Source organism: Paenibacillus sp. NPDC101420 (assembly GCF_050277435.1).
GTDB lineage: Bacteria > Bacillota > Bacilli > Paenibacillales > Paenibacillaceae > Paenibacillus_AQ.
In genome coordinates this window covers 65,937-84,233 of sequence record NZ_JBNNSE010000009.1, presented here as the reverse complement: position 1 = coordinate 84,233, position 18,297 = coordinate 65,937, and the positions used below count along the sequence as shown (strand labels likewise).

Annotated in this window: 12 protein-coding genes; all 12 read left to right on the top strand. The window is 48.1% G+C overall.

Features of this window, described 5'->3' with window-relative positions:
• The first annotated feature begins 30 nt into the window (after positions 1-30).
• The gene (locus ACQKMP_RS27100) at positions 31-1,341 is read left to right on the top strand and encodes a cytosine permease (protein ID WP_076286137.1); all 1,311 of its coding nucleotides are present in this window, start codon (positions 31-33) and stop codon (positions 1,339-1,341) included.
• 4 nt (positions 1,342-1,345) lie between these two features.
• Complete coding sequence (locus tag ACQKMP_RS27095) at positions 1,346-2,458, top strand: DUF917 domain-containing protein (RefSeq protein ID WP_076300296.1); 1,113 nt, start codon at positions 1,346-1,348, stop codon at positions 2,456-2,458.
• Entirely contained in the window at positions 2,458-4,038 is a 1,581-nt protein-coding gene (locus ACQKMP_RS27090; RefSeq protein WP_427472000.1) for a hydantoinase/oxoprolinase N-terminal domain-containing protein, read from the top strand. Before ACQKMP_RS27095 ends, ACQKMP_RS27090 begins: the two co-directional genes overlap by 1 nt.
• Before the next feature lie 141 nt (positions 4,039-4,179).
• Entirely contained in the window at positions 4,180-5,025 is an 846-nt protein-coding gene (locus ACQKMP_RS27085) for a TolB family protein (RefSeq protein ID WP_339268773.1), read from the top strand.
• Positions 5,026-5,086: 61 nt separating this feature from the next.
• Positions 5,087-6,784, top strand: a complete 1,698-nt coding sequence (locus ACQKMP_RS27080; protein ID WP_427471998.1) for a hypothetical protein — start codon at positions 5,087-5,089, stop codon at positions 6,782-6,784.
• 279 nt (positions 6,785-7,063) lie between these two features.
• Positions 7,064-8,770, top strand: a complete 1,707-nt coding sequence (locus ACQKMP_RS27075) for an amylo-alpha-1,6-glucosidase (protein ID WP_427471996.1) — start codon at positions 7,064-7,066, stop codon at positions 8,768-8,770.
• 139 nt (positions 8,771-8,909) lie between these two features.
• A complete protein-coding gene (locus ACQKMP_RS27070; protein ID WP_427471995.1) occupies positions 8,910-10,658 on the top strand; it encodes a sensor histidine kinase in 1,749 nt (582 codons plus the stop codon).
• Entirely contained in the window at positions 10,636-11,856 is a 1,221-nt protein-coding gene (locus tag ACQKMP_RS27065; protein WP_076300300.1) for a response regulator transcription factor, read from the top strand. The genes ACQKMP_RS27070 and ACQKMP_RS27065 overlap by 23 nt, the downstream gene beginning before the upstream one ends.
• A gap of 157 nt (positions 11,857-12,013) precedes the next feature.
• On the top strand, positions 12,014-13,237 hold the full coding sequence (locus ACQKMP_RS27060) for an ABC transporter substrate-binding protein (protein WP_179085840.1): 1,224 nt from the start codon (positions 12,014-12,016) through the stop codon (positions 13,235-13,237).
• A gap of 62 nt (positions 13,238-13,299) precedes the next feature.
• Positions 13,300-14,253, top strand: a complete 954-nt coding sequence (locus tag ACQKMP_RS27055; RefSeq protein WP_339271492.1) for a sugar ABC transporter permease — start codon at positions 13,300-13,302, stop codon at positions 14,251-14,253.
• Positions 14,250-15,062: a carbohydrate ABC transporter permease gene (locus tag ACQKMP_RS27050; protein WP_076286144.1), complete on the top strand. Its 813-nt coding sequence runs from the start codon at positions 14,250-14,252 to the stop codon at positions 15,060-15,062. The genes ACQKMP_RS27055 and ACQKMP_RS27050 overlap by 4 nt, the downstream gene beginning before the upstream one ends.
• A 74-nt stretch (positions 15,063-15,136) precedes the next feature.
• Entirely contained in the window at positions 15,137-18,286 is a 3,150-nt protein-coding gene (locus ACQKMP_RS27045) for a glycoside hydrolase family 2 TIM barrel-domain containing protein (protein WP_427471992.1), read from the top strand.
• Positions 18,287-18,297 lie beyond the last annotated feature (11 nt).

Genomic DNA, 18,297 nt, shown 5'->3' with positions numbered 1-18,297 from the left:
GAAGAAGATAACAACAAGGGGATGGGGAGAATGGCAGAAGTAAGTGAAGTAAAGGGGAACGAGCTTAGCTCGGGGGATTTTGAGAGAGAGCCGGTTCCAGCGCATTTGCGTAAAAAATGGCTATCTATGTCGCTCGTCTGGATCGCCATCGGGATTGACCTATCAGCGATGTTCTTGGGTGCTCAGCTTGGCAATGGAATGAATCTGACGGATTCACTCACAGCAACCATAATCGGTTCGTTAATCCTAGGGGTGATCGGAGCGTTATGTGCGTATGTAGGGGCGAAAACAGGGTTATCGACATCGATGATCTCTCGGTTTCTATTCGGAAATGTGGGTGCACGTGTCGTAGCGGTTATCCTCGGTATTTTCTCACTCGGTTGGTTTGGGGTGCAGGTCGGGTTCTTCGCTTCGAATATGCAGACTGCTTTTAGTCAATTATGGGATATTCATCTGTCCTTAGGGGTGCTTTCATTCATAGGTGGGCTTCTGATGATGTCGACAGCTATTTGGGGATATCAATCTATTGAACGACTAAGCACCTGGTCCGTACCATTGCTTATTTTGTTTATCGGAGTGGCTATTTATTCCGCGTTCCACACCAAAGGAGCTTCAGCCGTGTGGGAACCGATTAGCGGAGCAGCGATCCCGATGGGGACAGCGATCTCGCTTGTTATTGGTATCTTTATTGTCGGCACGGTGCTTTCACCGGATATCGCTCGTTGGGCGCGCACACCGAAGCATGCTATAACAGCGGCCTTTATCGGCTTTTTTGTGGGTAACAGCTTCATGACGATTGTAGCTATTTTCCTATCTCGAATTATGGACACAGATGATCTGACGAATATTTTCATTGCGCTAGGACTTGGTCTTCCAGCCATTATCGTCTTAACCCTTGCCCAATGGACGACAAACACGAACAATTTATATTCTGCTTCGCTAGGGTTCTCTGTTGTGTTCCAAAAGGTTCCGAAAAAGCTAATTACTATTGTGGCAGGTATCTTTGCTACGTTGCTTGCCGTACTTGGCATCTATGATAAGTTTTTATCTTTCCTAAATATTATTACGGTGTTTGTCTCTCCAATCGGGGGGATCTACACGTCCGAATTTTTGCTTGTAGATCGAAAGAAATTCACTTTTGAAGGTCTGGATCGCAATAAGAACTGGGTGATTCGCTCCTTAGCGGTGTGGGTTGCAGCTACGTTGTTCGCTTTTATGACAACCGCAGCGCCAGATGGATTTGGATGGTTCCAAATCACGAGCGTACCGGCATTAGATGCGTTTATGTTCGCCTTTATCGTGCAGTGGATTGTCGGCAAAATCATGACAAAGAAGGGATAACAACATGAGAAATCACAAACTAACAGAATTAAATGAACAAGCGGTGCAATACATTGCTGTTGGTGCAGCCGTTCTTGGAACAGGCGGGGGCGGTGACCCGCATATTGGTAAATTGATGGCGATGGAAGCCATTCGCAAATATGGTCCTGTTCGTTTATTAAGTCCTGAGGATCTGGAGGACGATGCATTGGTTGTTCCTATATCCATGATTGGCGCACCTACGGTTATGAATGAGAAGATTCCTTCGATTCAGCAAATGATCAAGCCTTTGGATATGATTGAGAAAGAGCTTGGACGCAAGGTGAGCGCCATTATGCCGATTGAGGTCGGTGGCGGTAACTCTCTGGTTCCCGTAATTACGGCTGCGGAACGCAATATTCCTATCGTAGATGCGGATGCCATGGGACGGGCTTTTCCAGAATCGCAAATGGTGACATTCTACTTGGACGGTATTGACTGCAGTCCGATTACGATGGCAGATGAACGCGGCAACGGTGTGCTTATGCATGCAATCGACGGTGTTTGGGAAGAGCGGATGGCGCGTGCGGTTACGATTCAAATGGGCGGATCAGCTTCGATTTGTGATTATCCGGTAACTGGAGCGCAGGTAAAGCAAAGTGCAATTCCACATACCTTGACGCTTGCGTATGAAATCGGAAAAACATTGTTCGAGTCCAAGGAATTGAAGCAGAATCCAATTGAAATGCTGCTGAAGCAGCTGAATGGATATGCGTTGTTCCAGGGGAAGGCAGTAGACATTCGCCGTCGTACAGAAGGCGGATTTACACGCGGTGAAGCGATCTTCGAAGGTACAGATGCTAAAAAGGGACGTACGATGACTTTGTTCTTCCAGAATGAGTTCCTTCTTGCCACAGAAGATGGACATTCAATTGCTATTACTCCTGACCTGATCTCTGTGCTTGACCAGGATACCGGTATGCCAATCACGACTGAGAATTTGAAATACGGTGCCCGGGTGAGTGTGGTTGGTTTCCCTTGTGATCCGAAATGGCGTTCACCAAAGGGCCTCGAGACGGTAGGTCCACAATATTTTGGCTATGATGCACCTTATGTTCCAATTGAACAATTGGCAGCAGAGAAAGGGGGAGCAGAGTAATGTCTCATACGAATGTAGACAACATGGAAGAAATATACCGCATTGGGATTGATGTCGGCGGGACCAATACAGATGCAGCCTTGCTCGACTCCAAGTTAAACACCATTCATACGATAAAAGTGCATACCACACGTGATGTGAATGAAGGCATTACTGAATCCATCCGTCGTTTGTTAGCAGAGAGTAGTGTGAATCCGGCGCAGATTCGTTATGCAATGCTCGGAACTACGCACTGTACGAATGCTATTGTAGAGCGCAAGCACTTGGGGAAAGTCGGCTTGATTCGAATCGGGGCACCGGCAACAACTGCGGTTCCTCCACTTGCGGATTGGGACGATACACTTAAGGCAACGGTTTGCCCACATGCTTATGTTGTTCATGGTGGATATGAGTATGATGGCCGCACGATTGTTGAAATGGATGAAGAAGAGATTCTAGACTGCTTTTTGAAAATGAAGGGTGAAGTCGAAGCGGTTGCGATCTGTGGTGTGTTCTCCCCAGTGAATACCTCGCAGGAGAAACGTGTCGAAGAACTAGCAAAGCAAGTACTTGGCGCAGATATGCCTGTGACGTTATCTCATGAGATTGGAAGTATTGGATTGCTCGAGCGTGAGAACGCGTCGTTGCTGAACGGCGCATTACTTAACGTCATTGCTGGAGTCGTAAAGGGCTTCGAAGAGGCGCTTCACACTTATGGAATTGACGCGAGCCTATACATCTGTCAGAACGATGGAACACTGATGTACAGTGAATATGCGCTTCGTTACCCGATTCTGACGATTGCTTGCGGTCCGACGAATTCCATTCGGGGTGCGGCACACTTGTCAGGTCTGAATGATGCACTGGTTGTTGATATCGGTGGCACCACGACAGATATCGGCGTCTTGATGCAAGGCTTCCCGCGTCAATCCTCCGCTGCGGTTGAGATTGGCGGCATTCGCACGAACTTCCGCATGCCGGATATCTTATCGATCGGGATCGGCGGCGGTACAATCGTTCACTTAGATGAAACGCAGGATCAGGTAACAGTGGGTCCGGATAGCGTGGGGTACGAGCTATTGAAGCGCGGCCTCATCTTTGGTGGTGATACGCTCACAGCAACCGATGTGGCGGTGAAGCTTAATCGATACGAGTGGAAAGATGCGCAGACAGAGGTACTTGATGAATCGATCTGCAAGAGAGCAGATGAGATCATTACGCGGGATATCGAGGAAGCGATTGATCGGATGAAGACAAGCTCAGATCCTGTTGACGTCATTTTGGTCGGTGGCGGAAGTATTCTTGTGGCAGACAAGCTTGAAGGTGTATCACGGATTGTGAGACCGGATCACTATGATGCTGCGAATGCGATTGGCGCTGCGTTAGGTGAGGTGAGCGGGGAGACAGAGCGCATTTATTCCCTGGACGAAATGTCTTATGATGAAGCTAAGGAAGATGCCCGCAGCCATGCAATAGAGCAAGCTGTTCTAGCCGGTGCAGATCGCAATACCGTTCAGATCGTATTGTCTGAGGATATTCCGATTGCATACTTGCCGGGCAATGCCTTGCTGGTAAAAGTAAAAGCGGCTGGACGTTTATAAGATGAGTATGGATCTGCCTTGAGGAGTGAACTCTTCGAGGCGGATCTTTTTTCTTATACAATAGTATGACCAGAAGAAAGGGGATTAAGAATAGCTGTCGAAGTGGGTTATGTACATATTTTAACGATGGGAGAGAGGACAATGAAAGTGATTAGCACATTAGAAATCGTAGATGTACATACTGGGGAACGTACTGCGCTCCGCTCATTTGATTATTTAATCGAGGCACCCAATTGGACTAGCGATGGTAAGCATCTTATTTATAATAGTCGAGGTTGTCTCTATTCGTTCGACATCGCAACCTGTGAGCTTGTTCAAATTGACTCGGGATTTGCTGCGGAATGTAATAACGATCATGTTCTGTCTTTTGACAACACTAAAATCGCAATTAGTCACCATACGAAAGAAGATGGTAAATCTCGTATATATATTCTTCCCATGGAGGGTGGCGAACCGGTTCTAGTTACACCGAATGCTCCAAGCTATTTACATGGTTGGTCTCCAAACGGTGCTGAGTTAGCTTACTGTGCAGAGCGCAATGGTCAGTATGATATTTATACCATTCCAGTAGACGGGGGAGTAGAGGTACAACTGACGGATTCGCCTGGGCTGGATGATGGGCCTGAATATTCACCAGATGGTGGACATATATGGTTCAACTCGGTGCGTACAGGGCTGATGCAGATATGGCGAATGAATGCCGATGGCACTGAGCAAACACAGATGACTTTTGATGAGAGTAATAACTGGTTCCCGCATGTATCGCCAGATGGTCAGACGATAGCCTACCTGAGTTACCGCAAAGGAGATGTAGATCCTGGCGATCACCCTGCGAATAAGGATGTTGAGATTCGATTGATGGCAAGCACGGGAGGAGATTATCGCACACTAGTACAATTGTTTGGAGGACAAGGTACGATTAACGTGAATTCGTGGTCTCCGGATAGTAAGCGCTTGGCGTTTGTAAGTTATGTGGTGGAGGAATAGGAATAAAATACCGATAAAAATTATAGTATTTTTATTTATATATAAATGGGGGAAAAGTTGGATGAAGAGGATTTTTAGTGTTTTGCTAATTGTATTACTGGTTATACCAGCACTAGGCACTACAACCTTTGCGAGCAGTACGGTGAAGGCTAAGGTAACCGAGAGCAGTACATATTTTGACGGAGAACAAAGGGATCTGAACGGATTCAATATCTCGAACAACAATTATTTCCGGCTGCGCGATGTAGCGGAGTATTTCTCGGGAACAGCCAGTCAATTTGATATCACTTGGAATAAAGCAAACAATGCGATAGAGATCATAACCGGGCAAGCCTATACTCCCGAAAAGAAAGCTAGCAGCAACTACTATAGTCGCAATAGAAATTATTCAGCTACGCTGTCGACCTCTAAAGTGATAGTGAACGGACAGCTACAGTCGATTACGGCGTACAATATTGACGAGAATAACTATGTTCAGTTGCGAGATTTGGCGGGGAAAATTCCATTCGATATCGAATATGACGTTCAGTCTGATCGCATATCCTTGTTCTCAAAAGTTCCAGATCATGCTTACCGGGTAAAGACGGCGGTGAAAACCGAAAGTAACGCTGTATCTTCTTATTTTCCCAGATGGAAAAGTACGGCCACTTCCTATCTCGTGAATAATAATGACGGGACTGAAAGTGTCCTTGAGGTGAATAAGGAAGTTACGATTGAATCATATAATGAGAAGTTTGAACTAACTGGAAATAAGAGTATCCCTTTTGAGCTTCCGATATTTGGTGGTTTCTATAGTGGGGAGAAGTATAACTATATTGCTTTTGGACAAGAGAATCGCGAAGAGAATGATAGCAAAGAAGTGATTCGTATTGTCCGTTATGATAAAAGCTTCAATAGAGTAGATAGTGTCTCCATTAAGGGTGGCGAGAGTTATACGGTTAGCCCTTTTGATTCTGGCTCTGGTAGTATGGCCGAGACTGGTGATACGCTTGTATTCCACACTTCACGTACAAGGTACACGACAGAAGATAAACTAAATCATCAATCGCAGCTGACCATTATCGTGAATACCCAAACAATGACCGTGACGAATGATCTGGGAAGATTCCAGAAGAATCATGTCAGCCACTCTTTTGATCAATATGTATTGTTTGATGGTGCTACGCATGTTCTAGTGGATCATGGTGATGCCTATCCTCGTTCGATTGTGCTGAATAAAGGAAATGGAACCAGCTATAACGAGGTAGACCTGTTTAATATTCCCGGCAAAATCGGAGCGAACACCACAGGCGTTTCTATAGGCGGGTTTGAGATGTCTTCGGCGAACTATGTTGTCGCTATGAATACGATTGACCATTCGCTTGTCAAAGAATATACGTCTTATGAGATGGTGGGACTGGAGAAGGATCAGAGAGATATCGTTCTTAGTGTTCTACCAAAAGCCAACCTGTCTAGCACAGCAGTGAACCACATCACCTTGGCTAAATATGTTGGTACGAACCAGATCGCTTCCATTCCTAAACTAGTAAAAATCACAGACGACAAAATGATGGTGCTGTGGCAGGAGTTTGATAAAGAGAATCATCCGGGTGACCTGAAATATGTTCTTATAAATGGAGAGGGTGCAACCACTGGCGGTATCCAAACGATTAAGAACTTTGTACTATCAGAAAGCAGCCCTATTGTTAGCGGCGACAAAATTGTATGGTATACCAACAACAAAGGATCCCGACTGTTTTATTCGATCCCATTAAATTAAATTACCAGCAAAAGGTTATCCCGTTAATGCCTACATGAGGTATTACGGATAACCTTTTTTTCTATCAAACTCATATGCCGTTTCCCTATCGATATGCTCGTTTACAAAGACGTGCTAACATTTGTCCCCCTGATCACCTAACAAAAAGACACCCGTGTACGCCTCAGACTTCTCACTCCAACAATATGACGCCCCATCGCTAACACCTGTCTGTTTCGTAATTCTGACGCCTTGGATAAACTGAAAGCGCATACTTCCTTTGGAAAGGAGTCCGACGATATGAACTTTAATCTTAACACGGTACCCTTCAGCCGAAGAGGCACCTTTCTGGCTATTTCTGAACTACCTGAATCGGATGTCAGGGCGGAGGGACTTTACTTACGGACCGTGCGTGGTGGGGATGATAAATTTGGTGAAGCTTTTCAAATTGAACTGCTGGATGAGAGTAATCAGTATATTCCGTACGAGGCTAAGGCAGAGCCTGCACTGCTTCGATTGAATACGGATACCGACAATATCTATGCGGAGATCTGTATCACAGATGCCCGTACGGTCCGTTTCAAGAGCAGAGGATGTGGCATCCGCCTAACCTTCCGTACCTCAGCCTACGATTATGCTTATGAACATAGCGCAGGCAGTTGGGAAGTAAACAGCTTCACCCATGAATGCCGGTTCATGCTCACCCGGTTAACCGGGGCTCTCCGGATGGAGGTACCTTGGGACAAAATCAAAAGTTCCCGCATTGTGGCGGAGTTCACCCCTGAAGCGGGTACGGAAATTGCCGAGTTCGCGGTGGAAGAATTCCGCACGGTATGGGAACGGCGTGATGCCTGGACACCATGGGAGGAAGCGGTACTAGCGGTGCAACAGGAATATGACCAGTGGCTGGGTGCCAGCTTGACCGTTCCCGAACGCTGGCAAGACGGCCGTGAACTGGCGGCTTATATTAACTGGTCCTGTCTGGTTCCCGCGGAAGGATGTTTGACCCGGCCAGCAATGTATATGTCGAAGAACTGGATGACGAATATTTGGAGCTGGGATCACTGCTTCAATGCGATGGCTCTGGTCAGACATCACCCGGAGCTGGCCTGGGACCAGTTTATGATTTTCTTCGATCGCCAGGATGAGAGTGGCCTGATTCCGGACTTTATTAACGACAAGTACGAGCTTTGGAACTGCAACAAACCGCCTATTCATGGCTGGACGTTGGCCTGGATGATGCAGCGGACGGATTATATTAAGGAATCCCATCTTCGTGAAGTGTATGGGCCCTTGAGCAAGTGGACGAACTGGTGGTTCCATTACCGGGATAACGACAAGGACGGTATACCACAGTACAATCATGGAAACGATTCGGGTTGGGACAACAGTACTGCCTTTAATAACGGGATTCCGGTGGAGAGTCCGGATCTGGCAGCATTTTTAATCTTGCAGATTGAACTGCTTGCCGAAATTGCCGGGCTTCTGGGGCTTACCGAAGAAAGCACCGCATGGAGACGATTAGGCGAGGAGACCCTGGAGAAAATGCTGCGTCATTTCTGGAAGGATGGAAGGTTCACCGCTTGCCGTTCTGGAACTCACGAAGCATCCGACGGCGACAGCCTGCTGCTCTTCGTGCCCATTCTGCTTGGCAAGCGGCTGCCGGAGCCAATCCTGCGCGCACTGCTGGATGGCCTGCGGGATGAGAGCCGTTTCTTGACGCCGAACGGCTGGGCTACAGAGAGTGTGAAGAGCCCTTACTACACGCCGGATGGCTATTGGCGGGGCCCGATTTGGGCGCCATCAACCATGTTGCTCGTGGAAGGTGTGGCCGCGGCGGGGGATGTTGAACTGGCAAGCGAGGTAGCCCGCCGATTCTGCAATATGCTGAACAAGAGTGGCATGGCTGAGAACTTCGATGCCCTGACGGGTCAAGGGCTTCGCGACAGGGCGTTTACTTGGACCTCAAGTGTCTTCTTAATCCTAGGGCACGAGTATACAACTTAAAAACATACGGGCACTTCCTCCTGGTCAAGACCGGCGTGAGGGGAAGTGCTTTCCCATTTTCCGAGATATTCCCGAGCGTGCCAGTCCGTGCTACACTTCAACTATAAAAATGAAATATATAAGGCGGGGATGAGAAGTCATGTGGAGTCATTTCTTTAAGAAGTTATATCATCGCTTCTCTATTCGCTCTTATTTCAGCATCCGGACTAAGCTGCTCTTTTGCTTTCTTATTGTCGCGATTATTCCGCTACTGTCACTGGGAGCCTTGAACTATTATCAATCCGCTATAGTCATCAACTCTCAATTCGGGAAATACGGGGAGAACACCGTGGCACAACTTGATCAGCAGATCAGCTCCGCTTTGAACCGGATGAATCAGACGACAGGAACAATTTATTCGTATCTCCTTGATCCTGCACGGGTGGGACTAGGTGATCACGTTCCAACTACGTATCAGGAGATTATGGATAAAGATGACTTCGAGGCGCTGCTTAAATCACTTAAGACGGATCTGACAAGAGGTATTTATCTGATTACCCGTTCTGGTTATTACTATGGAGAGAATAATCTGAATGTCAGTAAGCTTAATGATATCCCCGCCTGGCGGGCCATTACTTATTCATCCAAAGGGCCCTATTGGCTGGGCTTCTATCCTATGAATCATGGCATGGAAGCTTCGGATACCGGAGAACCTATACTGGGGCTCGCTGTACGGATTAATAATCCGGCTGGAAACCAGCATGGAAGCACGATCTTAATTGAAGAGAATGCGCAGGTTCTTCTAAATATGTTCCATATGTTTGAAGAAGATACCAAAGCGCATTTGACGATAACTGATTCTGAAGGGCAACCCGTTTACCATTCAGATTCTCCATTCACTCCAGACGGTAGCGACGTGGTGTGGAATAGGACACTGGCAGCCAACGGATGGAAGATTGAAGCAAGATTGCCGGCCAAAGCATTTTATTTTTCCTCGAACCTGATCCGCTCCAACACAGTACTTGTAGCCATTGTTTCTTGTCTGCTTGCCTTTGGGCTAGCTTATATATTCTCATCGAAATTCACAGCTCGAATTCGCAGGCTGAAAGACTCGATGCAGAAGGTCAGCTTTGGCAAGCTACACACGAGGACCTTGGTGGAAGGCAAGGATGAACTCGGAAGTCTGGACACCAGTTTCAATCGTATGGTAGGGGGAATTCAATCCCTTGTCCAGGAAGTGGAGCAGAGTGAGCGGCTGAAGAAGGAGGCCGAGCTTAAGGCATTCCACTACCAAATTAATCCACATTTGCTCTTCAATACGCTGAATTCTATCCAGTGGAAAGCAAGGCTCCAAGGGGCAGAGGATATCCGCCAGATGCTCTATCATCTGACGATGGTGCTCGAAGGTAATCTGGATATCTCTCAGGAGTTGATCACACTAGGACGTGAACTCCGTATGATTGAGCATTTTCTGAAAATACAAGAGATCCGTTACGGGTCCGCATTCAGTTATGAACAGACCTGTGAAGAAGAGCTTAAGCCGTATCTGATTCCCCGTATGACCCTTCAGCCGCTCTTCGAGAATATCTTTTTTCATGGATTTGAAGATGGGAAGGGAAACATTTCGTTAAGTGTACGGGAGGAAGGTGAGCATCTGTTGTTAACATTGTCTGATGACGGTGCAGGGATCACTGAAGAGAAGCTGAGGGCGCTTATGCTTGCAAAGCCGGAAAGTAAACCGCAGGGACGCGGAGGACTCGGCGTTCAGAACGCGAATCAGAAGTTCAAGCTTCATTTCGGACAGCAGTATGGCTTGACGGTGCATTCTACGAAAGGTGAAGGCACTACTATCGTAATTCGGTGGCCCAAGAAGGAGGAGAGTCCGCATGGAGACAACCAAGACCATTAAAGTGTTAATTGCAGATGATGAGAGTATCGTGCGCAAAGGACTTCGCTCTACAATTCCTTGGCATAAGTATGGGATGGAAGTGGTGGCGGATGCGCCAAACGGCCTTAAAGCCTGGGAGGCCTATCAGATTCACCTGCCTCAAATAGTGATCACCGATATCGTCATGCCGGAGATGAATGGGATTGAACTGTTACGCAAAGTTAAAGAGGTCGATAAGGACACCCGGATTATTCTGCTGAGCTGTCACCGTGACTTCGAGTTTGCTCAGCAGGGAATTAAGCTTGGGGCTTCAGGATATCTGCTTAAGACGGCCTTTGAAGATGAAGAGCTGGAAGGAATGCTGGAGAAGTTCCAGAGGGAGCTGACATCGTCTGCTCCCGTAGCGGATGCTGAAACAAGCGAAATCTATGGAGAACGTCTGGGCTCTCTCTTGTTTGCCTGGCAGAGTGGACACAGCAGCAAATTTGTTGACGAAATAGATAAGCTCATTAGGGAGAAGCTGCCGCTGAATAGGGAACCCTTGTACATTTATCTGATCAAGACCTGTGGATGCGATTGTACTTACCTGGATCTCGTCAAGCTTAATGAGGATGAGAATAGCCGGATGCCCCACAGTGCACCTGTTATCATCCCTTACGGTGAGGACCTTTGCTACTGGATTGTACCTGGTGACGAGCAGGAAATTGCGGACAGTCTGCTCGTTCAGATGAAAAGCCAAATCGAGAAGCTGAAATGGGCTAAGAGAGGACCGCTGGGCAACGCTGAAGATTTAAGCAAGGCCTTCATGGCGCTTCACAAGGAAGCGGAAGTCGAGAAGCTGCATGGTATTTCGTCTCAGGACTGGCCTGAACCGATCTGGAAGGCCGTGAAGCTTCTGCATGAGAACCCTGGAGCGGATTGGTCGGTTAGCGATTTGGCGAGCCAGGTGGGACTTAGCCGAAGCCATTTCTCGATCTTATTTAAGAAGACGGTTGGCGACAGCTTTGTGGCTTTTCAATATAAAAGGAAGCTTAAGCTTGCCAAGGTATTGCTGCGGGATACGCAGTTGACGATGCAGGATATTGCGGAGCGGACAGGGCTGGGCGACAGTAAATATTTCAGCAAATGGTTCAAGCGGTGCACGGGTCAGACGCCTAGTTATTACCGCATACAACAAAAAGACGCCGTGATTCGAACAGATGGACACCCCGATCTGTAAATCGAACAAAAGTACGCAAACATTCGAATAGATATCGGTTTTGAACCGCTTTCATAAAAGTTAAGATGAAAGCGGTTCAATTATTATTACCTCATTCAAAGGGGAGGCTGCCACAGTGAAAAAGAAAATTTCTCTTATTGTACTTGCCACTACGTTAATGGCAACTATGGTCACAGCTTGCGGGGGGAACAGTGAGCCTTCATCATCCACAGGTGCTGCAGGCTCAGGGGAGACGAAGACGCTTCGTTTTGCGACATGGGATACCGGAGACGCGCTCAAGATTGAGCAAGACATCGCCAAGAAATTCGAAGCAGCCCATCCGGGCACGAAGGTTCAGGTAGAGGCTTATGCAGACGGTTTTGACCAGAAGCTTGCCGCCGGATTCGGGGCAACCAATCCGCCAGATGTGATGTATATGTGGGATTTCCCGACCTATCATCAATCCCTGGAACCACTGGACAGCTATTCGAGCAAAGATAAAGAATTGAACATCGAAGATTTCTATCCGGGATTGTTCAACTATGGCAAAATTGACGGCAAGCTATATGGCATTCCGGCAGGGTTCACCACACGTGTGGTCTATTACAACAAGAAGTTGTTCGATGATGCCAAGATCCCTTATCCGAAGGATGGATGGACATGGACGGAGTTCCAGGACATCGCGGCCAAGCTCAGCGATAAGTCGAAGAAGCAGTACGGGTTCGGGGTTCGGGCAGAGAACGATACGTATGACCTTCAGAGCTTCGTATGGAGCAACGGAAGCTCGTTCATCTCTGATGACGGCAAAACGATTGAAGGATTTATGAACAGCAAAGAGACAGCTGAGTCTATCCAGATGCTCGGCGACATGGTTAAGAACGGCTCGGCTGTGCTGACCGGAGGCAAAGGCCAGCAGAGCGGAGATGACATTTTTAAAGCAGGTAAAATCGCTATGTGGGAGAGCGGTATTTGGCCGCTGGAATCGTTCAAGACGGCAGGCATAAATGTAGGAACGGTCGAAATCCCTGCGTTCCCGGGCAAACCGGTCAAAGGCGTGCTCGCGGAGTCCGCTTTGTCCATCGCCAAGGATTCGAAGCAGAAAGATCTGGCCTGGGAATTCGTGAAATTCTATGTATCTAATGATTCGATCAAGATGCGTGTGGCAGATCTGCCTGTAAGGGTCAGTGTCGTAAACGAGCTGAAGAAAGATCAGGACCCGCTCTATAAACCGTATTACACGATGCTGGAACGTTCCAGCAATACACCTGCGTTCCTGCTCAATCCGAAATGGAATGAAGTGAACCGCCAGCTCTCTGCTGCGGTGGAAGCGGTTATGCACGGCAGCAATGCCCAGGAAGTGCTGAATCAGGCTGTTAAAGATAGTCAACGTTATTTGAAATAACACATTTACAGAAAGAAGGTTAAGAGATGGCTCAGACCTTTCTGCATCAAGCAGGGGAGCCTATGGCCCAGCTCAAGCCTACACGAAAACGTAGTTGGGGTAGGGCTGTTCCCTACCTCTTCATTTTTCCTTGGATCTTCGGATTCCTCGTGTTCACCTTGGGGCCATTGTTATTTTCCCTTATCATCTCTTTTTTTGATTGGCCGATTGTCGGCGAAGTACACTTTATCGGGTTTGGCAATTATGCGGAAATGTTTACGGATGACCCGTTATTCTGGACCTCACTCGGGGTCACCCTCAAATTTGCAGCTCTGTTCGTTCCATTGAACATCATTGTGGCGCTTGGGCTTGCGATTCTCTTGAATCAGAAGACACGGGGCAGTGCTATATTCCGAACCGCCTTTTATATTCCCTCCGTTATATCCGGTGTCGCTCTGGCTATGATCTGGTCTTGGGTGTACAGCGGTGATTACGGGATTCTGAATTACTTTCTGTCCCTGATCGGTATTCAGGGCCCTGATTGGCTCAATGATAAGCAATGGTCATTAGTAGCGATGGTGATTGCAAGTCTCTGGGGACAAGGATCGATGATGCTGATCTTTCTGGCTGGCCTCAAAGGGATTCCGAGAGATCTTTATGAATCCGCTTCCATTGATGGGGCAGGTAAGCTCAGACAATTCTTCAGTGTGACGATTCCGATGATCACTCCGACGATTTTATTCAACTTAATTACATCCATCATTGCAGCCTTCCAGCAGCTGACCCTGGCTTTATTGCTGACCGGAGGTGGTCCAATGAAAGCAACCTATTTTTATGCCATGTACATGTATGAGAATGCGTTTAAGTATTTCAAAATGGGATATTCGGCAGCTAACGCCTGGTTCATGTTCCTGATCGTGCTCGGCTTGACCTTTCTTGTGTTCAAATCCTCGGAAGCCTGGGTGTTCTACGAAGGTGAAATGAAGAAGAATCCTCAGGAGAAGCTGAAGGCTCAAGGAAGGAGACGTTCTTTGTGAAGAAAATACTGGTATACGTTCTGCTGCTCTTTTTTTCACTGTTGTTCATAGCTCCGCTGTTCTGGGCGGTTACGACTGCGCTCAAGTCACAGTCCGAGCTGTATCTTTTTCCACCTAAATGGATTCCTTCTGTATGGAAGTTCAGCAATTTTGCAGAGGCGTGGAACATTCAACCTTTCAATATGTTTCTGAAAAATACACTGATTATTACCATCCTGTCGACGTTTGGTCAACTGATTTCATGCACGCTCGTAGCCTATGGATTCGCCAGATTTCAGTTCAAGGGCAGGGATTTTCTGTTCCTGGTTGTGTTGGCAACAATGATGATTCCCTGGGAAGTCACTATGATCCCGCAGTATATGCTGTTCAACGTTCTGGGATGGATTAATACGCTCAAAGCTCTTATTGTACCGTCTTTCTTCGGGTCCGCCTATTTCATTTTCCTGCTGCGGCAGTTCATTCTCACCATCCCGCGGGAGCTAGACGAAGCAGCTACAATCGACGGAGCCAATAAGCTGACCGTATTAACACGGATTATTGTCCCGCTGATGGGGCCTTCGCTGATCCTGGTCGCTGTGTTCCAGGTTATGGGATGTTGGAATGATTATCTGGGTCCGCTGATTTTCCTTAACGACCAGACGAAATACACATTGACCCTAGGGCTCTCACAGTTCAAAGGGATGTACGGTGTGGATATGCAGTCCATTATGGCGATTACAGTTCTGATCTCGATTCCGCCGCTGGCAATCTTCTTTTTCGCTCAACGCTACATCGTTGGCGGCATTGCGACTACGGGCATTAAAGGTTAATTCGCCGTAGCGGGTTCGGAAAATCTAATAACAGCACACAACGCAGAGTAGAGAAAAGAGAGGAGAAATGAACCATGTCACAGCAAACTATCGGGAGGGATTGGGATGATCTTGGCATCCTTCAGCGAGGGCGGGCCAAAAGCCGGGCCTACTTCATCCCCTATTCTGACTGGTCAGGGGCACTAACTTACAATAGGGGAAGCTCCCCCTGGTTCAAATCCTTGAATGGCATATGGAAGTTCAATTATGCAAAGGGGCCAAAGTGGGCTCCGGATTATTTTTACGAGGAGGCGTATGATACTTCCGGCTGGGATGAGATTCAGGTTCCGGGGCACTGGCAGCTACAGGGATACGGAACTCCACATTATACGGACCTATATTATCCGTTTCCGGCAGACCCCCCGCATGTGCCTGACGAGAATCCGACAGGCAGTTATGTTAGAGAGTTCATGCTGCCTGAATCCTGGAACGGACGGAATGTCGCCATTAAGTTCGACGGGGTGGATAGTGCGTTTCATATCTGGGTAAACGGCAAACCGGTCGGATACAGTCAGGGCAGCCGCCTAACCTCAGAATTCGATCTCACTCCTTATGTGAAACCGGGCCACAATACTTTAGCCGTTAGAGTGTACCAATGGTCGGACGGCAGTTATCTGGAAGATCAGGATATGTGGTGGATGAGCGGAATTTTTAGAGATGTGTATCTGCTCTCCGAGCCGTCTTCGCTCCGCATTGCCGATTATCGGATTATAACGGAACTGGATGAATCAAGCCGTGATGGGATCTTGTCTGTTCATGTGAACATACAAGGGGAAGCTGCTGAACAGGGCAGTCTGCGGCTTGAACTGCTTAAACGAAGTGGTGAATCTGTTGCATGGGCTGAGGATCGGGTTACTGCAGGAAAGAATGTGCAGCTTATAATGCCGGTAGGACAGCCGGAACTGTGGAGTGCGGAATCCCCCAATTTGTACCATCTGAAGATCACTTTGTTGGATGAAAGTGGAGATACGGTAGAGATGACGGCTCAGCGGGTTGGATTCCGCACAGTTGAGGTGCGCGGCGGACAATTCCTGGTGAATGGAAAGGCGATTCAACTCAAAGGAGTCAACCGTCACGATCATCACCCGGATACAGGTCGCACAGTCACCGTCTCCACCATGCTACAGGACATCAAGATGATGAAGCAGCACAATATTAACGCTGTAAGAACCGCGCACTACCCGAATGATCCCCGGTTCTATGATCTGTGTGATGAGTACGGCTTATATGTTATGGAAGAGACCGATCTGGAGACACACGGATTCGAACTGCTAGGCAACATTTCCAGACTCAGCGATGATCCTGCCTGGCAGGAAGCCTACGTGGAGCGCGTTCAGCGAATGGTTAAGCGCGACAAGAATCATCCTTCCGTGATCTTCTGGTCGCTTGGGAATGAGTCCGGCTTCGGCTGCAATTTCCGGGCGATGGCGCAGTGGTGCAGAGAAGCTGACCCAACACGGCTTATTCATTACGAAGAAGATCGCGAAGCTGAGGTCTGTGATGTGGTAAGCACGATGTACTCCTCCGTTGAGAAGATGGAAGGCTTCGGTCAGTTGACTGATCATCCGAAGCCGCATATTCTGTGTGAATTCGCGCATGCCATGGGCAACGGCCCCGGTGGATTAAGACCTTATTTTGATACTTTTGACAAGTACGATAGACTGCAGGGCGGCTTTGTGTGGGAATGGATTGACCACGGGCTGAGCTGGAAGACGGCGGATGGGAAGGCTGATTATGCTTATGGCGGGGACTTCGGGGATGTGCCCAATAACAGCAACTTCGTCATAGATGGTCTAGTCCGGCCGGACCGAACGCCATCACCGGGCCTGCTTGAATATAAGAAAATTATCGAGCCGGTTCGCGTCGAGTATATAAGCAGGAATAAGGTTAATGTGATTAACCGCTATGATTTCCTTACACTGGATCACCTATATGCTGATTGGAGCATTACCATGGATGGACGTACCGTTCAAAGCGGGGTTCTTGCACTGCCAGAGATTGAAGCGGGCGGACAGGCAGAAGTGGAGATTCCTTATGACCACAGTCTTGATGCTCTCCTTCGCAGTGAGGATGCGGAACAGTGGCTGAACATCAGCTTCTCGATCGCCGCTGACTGTCTTTGGGCGGAGCAGGGGCATGAAGTGGCTTGGGCTCAGTTTCTAATGCAGGATGAGTTGGGAAATCGTGTTGGCGATAATCATACAGGGCATTCAGATGACCATTCCAATGCTGCTATTGGGATGAGAAGTCAGCAGATCAGGCGGAATCTTTACTGCACAGAAGCTGCTGGACAGATCATTCTCGCAAATGAGGACTTCCGGATGATCTTTGACACGCGGAGCGGGCGAATCGATTCGCTTCGTCTGAATGGCAAGGAACTAATGAAAGCCGGACCGCGGCTGAATTTCTGGCGTGCACCGATCGACAATGACATGTATGTGCTACCGGACTGGCGCAAAGCACACCTGGACCGGCTAACAGAACGTGTTGATGAGGTTAGCTGGGCCTGGCTTGATGAAGGGAACATCCGCATCACTGTGAGTTCAAGGATTGCTCCGCCAGTTTTTGATTGGGGTTTCCGGTGTGTAATCACCTATACCGTAACCAGTATAGGGCAAATCACTATGGATGTGCAGGGCACACCGGAGGGCAAGCCACCAGAAATGCTGCCTAAGATTGGACTTCAGATGGAGATTCCAGGCGACATGGATCGGGTGAAATGGTATGGCCGGGGACCTGGTGAGAATTATTCGGACAGCAAAGAGGCATGCCGTGTTGGAGTGTACACAGCTTCAATTGATGGACTATTCACTCCATATATATATCCGCAGGAGAATGGGAACCGGATGGATGTCAGATGGTTATCCGTCACAGACGCATCCGGACTTGGTCTACTTGCTGCAGGTAGTCCGACGCTTGAATTCAGCGCGCGCCGTTATACGGACAAGGATCTTGAAGAGGCACAACATGCAAGCGAGCTTGTTCCGCGTGACTTCGTCACGCTGAATCTGGATTACCGGCAGAATGGGCTGGGCAGCAACAGTTGTGGACCTGCCCAGATGCCGGATCATAAGGTAACATCGGAAGCTTTTACATTCCGTATTCTGCTCACTCCGTTTTTATCAGAAGATACCACGCCAGAGTGGCTTGGTAGACAAATGCTGTTTGGGTTACCACAACAATGAGAGGAGGAGAC

Excerpts from the sequence above, each read along its gene's own strand:
- ACQKMP_RS27100 (WP_076286137.1), top strand. The coding sequence starts at position 31 with ATGGCAGAAGTAAGTGAAGTAAAGGGGAACGAGCTTAGCTCGGGGGAT.
- ACQKMP_RS27095 (WP_076300296.1), top strand. The coding sequence starts at position 1,346 with ATGAGAAATCACAAACTAACAGAATTAAATGAACAAGCGGTGCAATAC.
- ACQKMP_RS27090 (WP_427472000.1), top strand. The coding sequence starts at position 2,458 with ATGTCTCATACGAATGTAGACAACATGGAAGAAATATACCGCATTGGG.
- ACQKMP_RS27085 (WP_339268773.1), top strand. The coding sequence starts at position 4,180 with ATGAAAGTGATTAGCACATTAGAAATCGTAGATGTACATACTGGGGAA.
- ACQKMP_RS27080 (WP_427471998.1), top strand. The coding sequence starts at position 5,087 with ATGAAGAGGATTTTTAGTGTTTTGCTAATTGTATTACTGGTTATACCA.
- ACQKMP_RS27075 (WP_427471996.1), top strand. The coding sequence starts at position 7,064 with ATGAACTTTAATCTTAACACGGTACCCTTCAGCCGAAGAGGCACCTTT.
- ACQKMP_RS27070 (WP_427471995.1), top strand. The coding sequence starts at position 8,910 with ATGTGGAGTCATTTCTTTAAGAAGTTATATCATCGCTTCTCTATTCGC.
- ACQKMP_RS27065 (WP_076300300.1), top strand. The coding sequence starts at position 10,636 with ATGGAGACAACCAAGACCATTAAAGTGTTAATTGCAGATGATGAGAGT.
- ACQKMP_RS27060 (WP_179085840.1), top strand. The coding sequence starts at position 12,014 with ATGGCAACTATGGTCACAGCTTGCGGGGGGAACAGTGAGCCTTCATCA.
- ACQKMP_RS27055 (WP_339271492.1), top strand. The coding sequence starts at position 13,300 with ATGGCCCAGCTCAAGCCTACACGAAAACGTAGTTGGGGTAGGGCTGTT.
- ACQKMP_RS27045 (WP_427471992.1), top strand. The coding sequence starts at position 15,137 with ATGTCACAGCAAACTATCGGGAGGGATTGGGATGATCTTGGCATCCTT.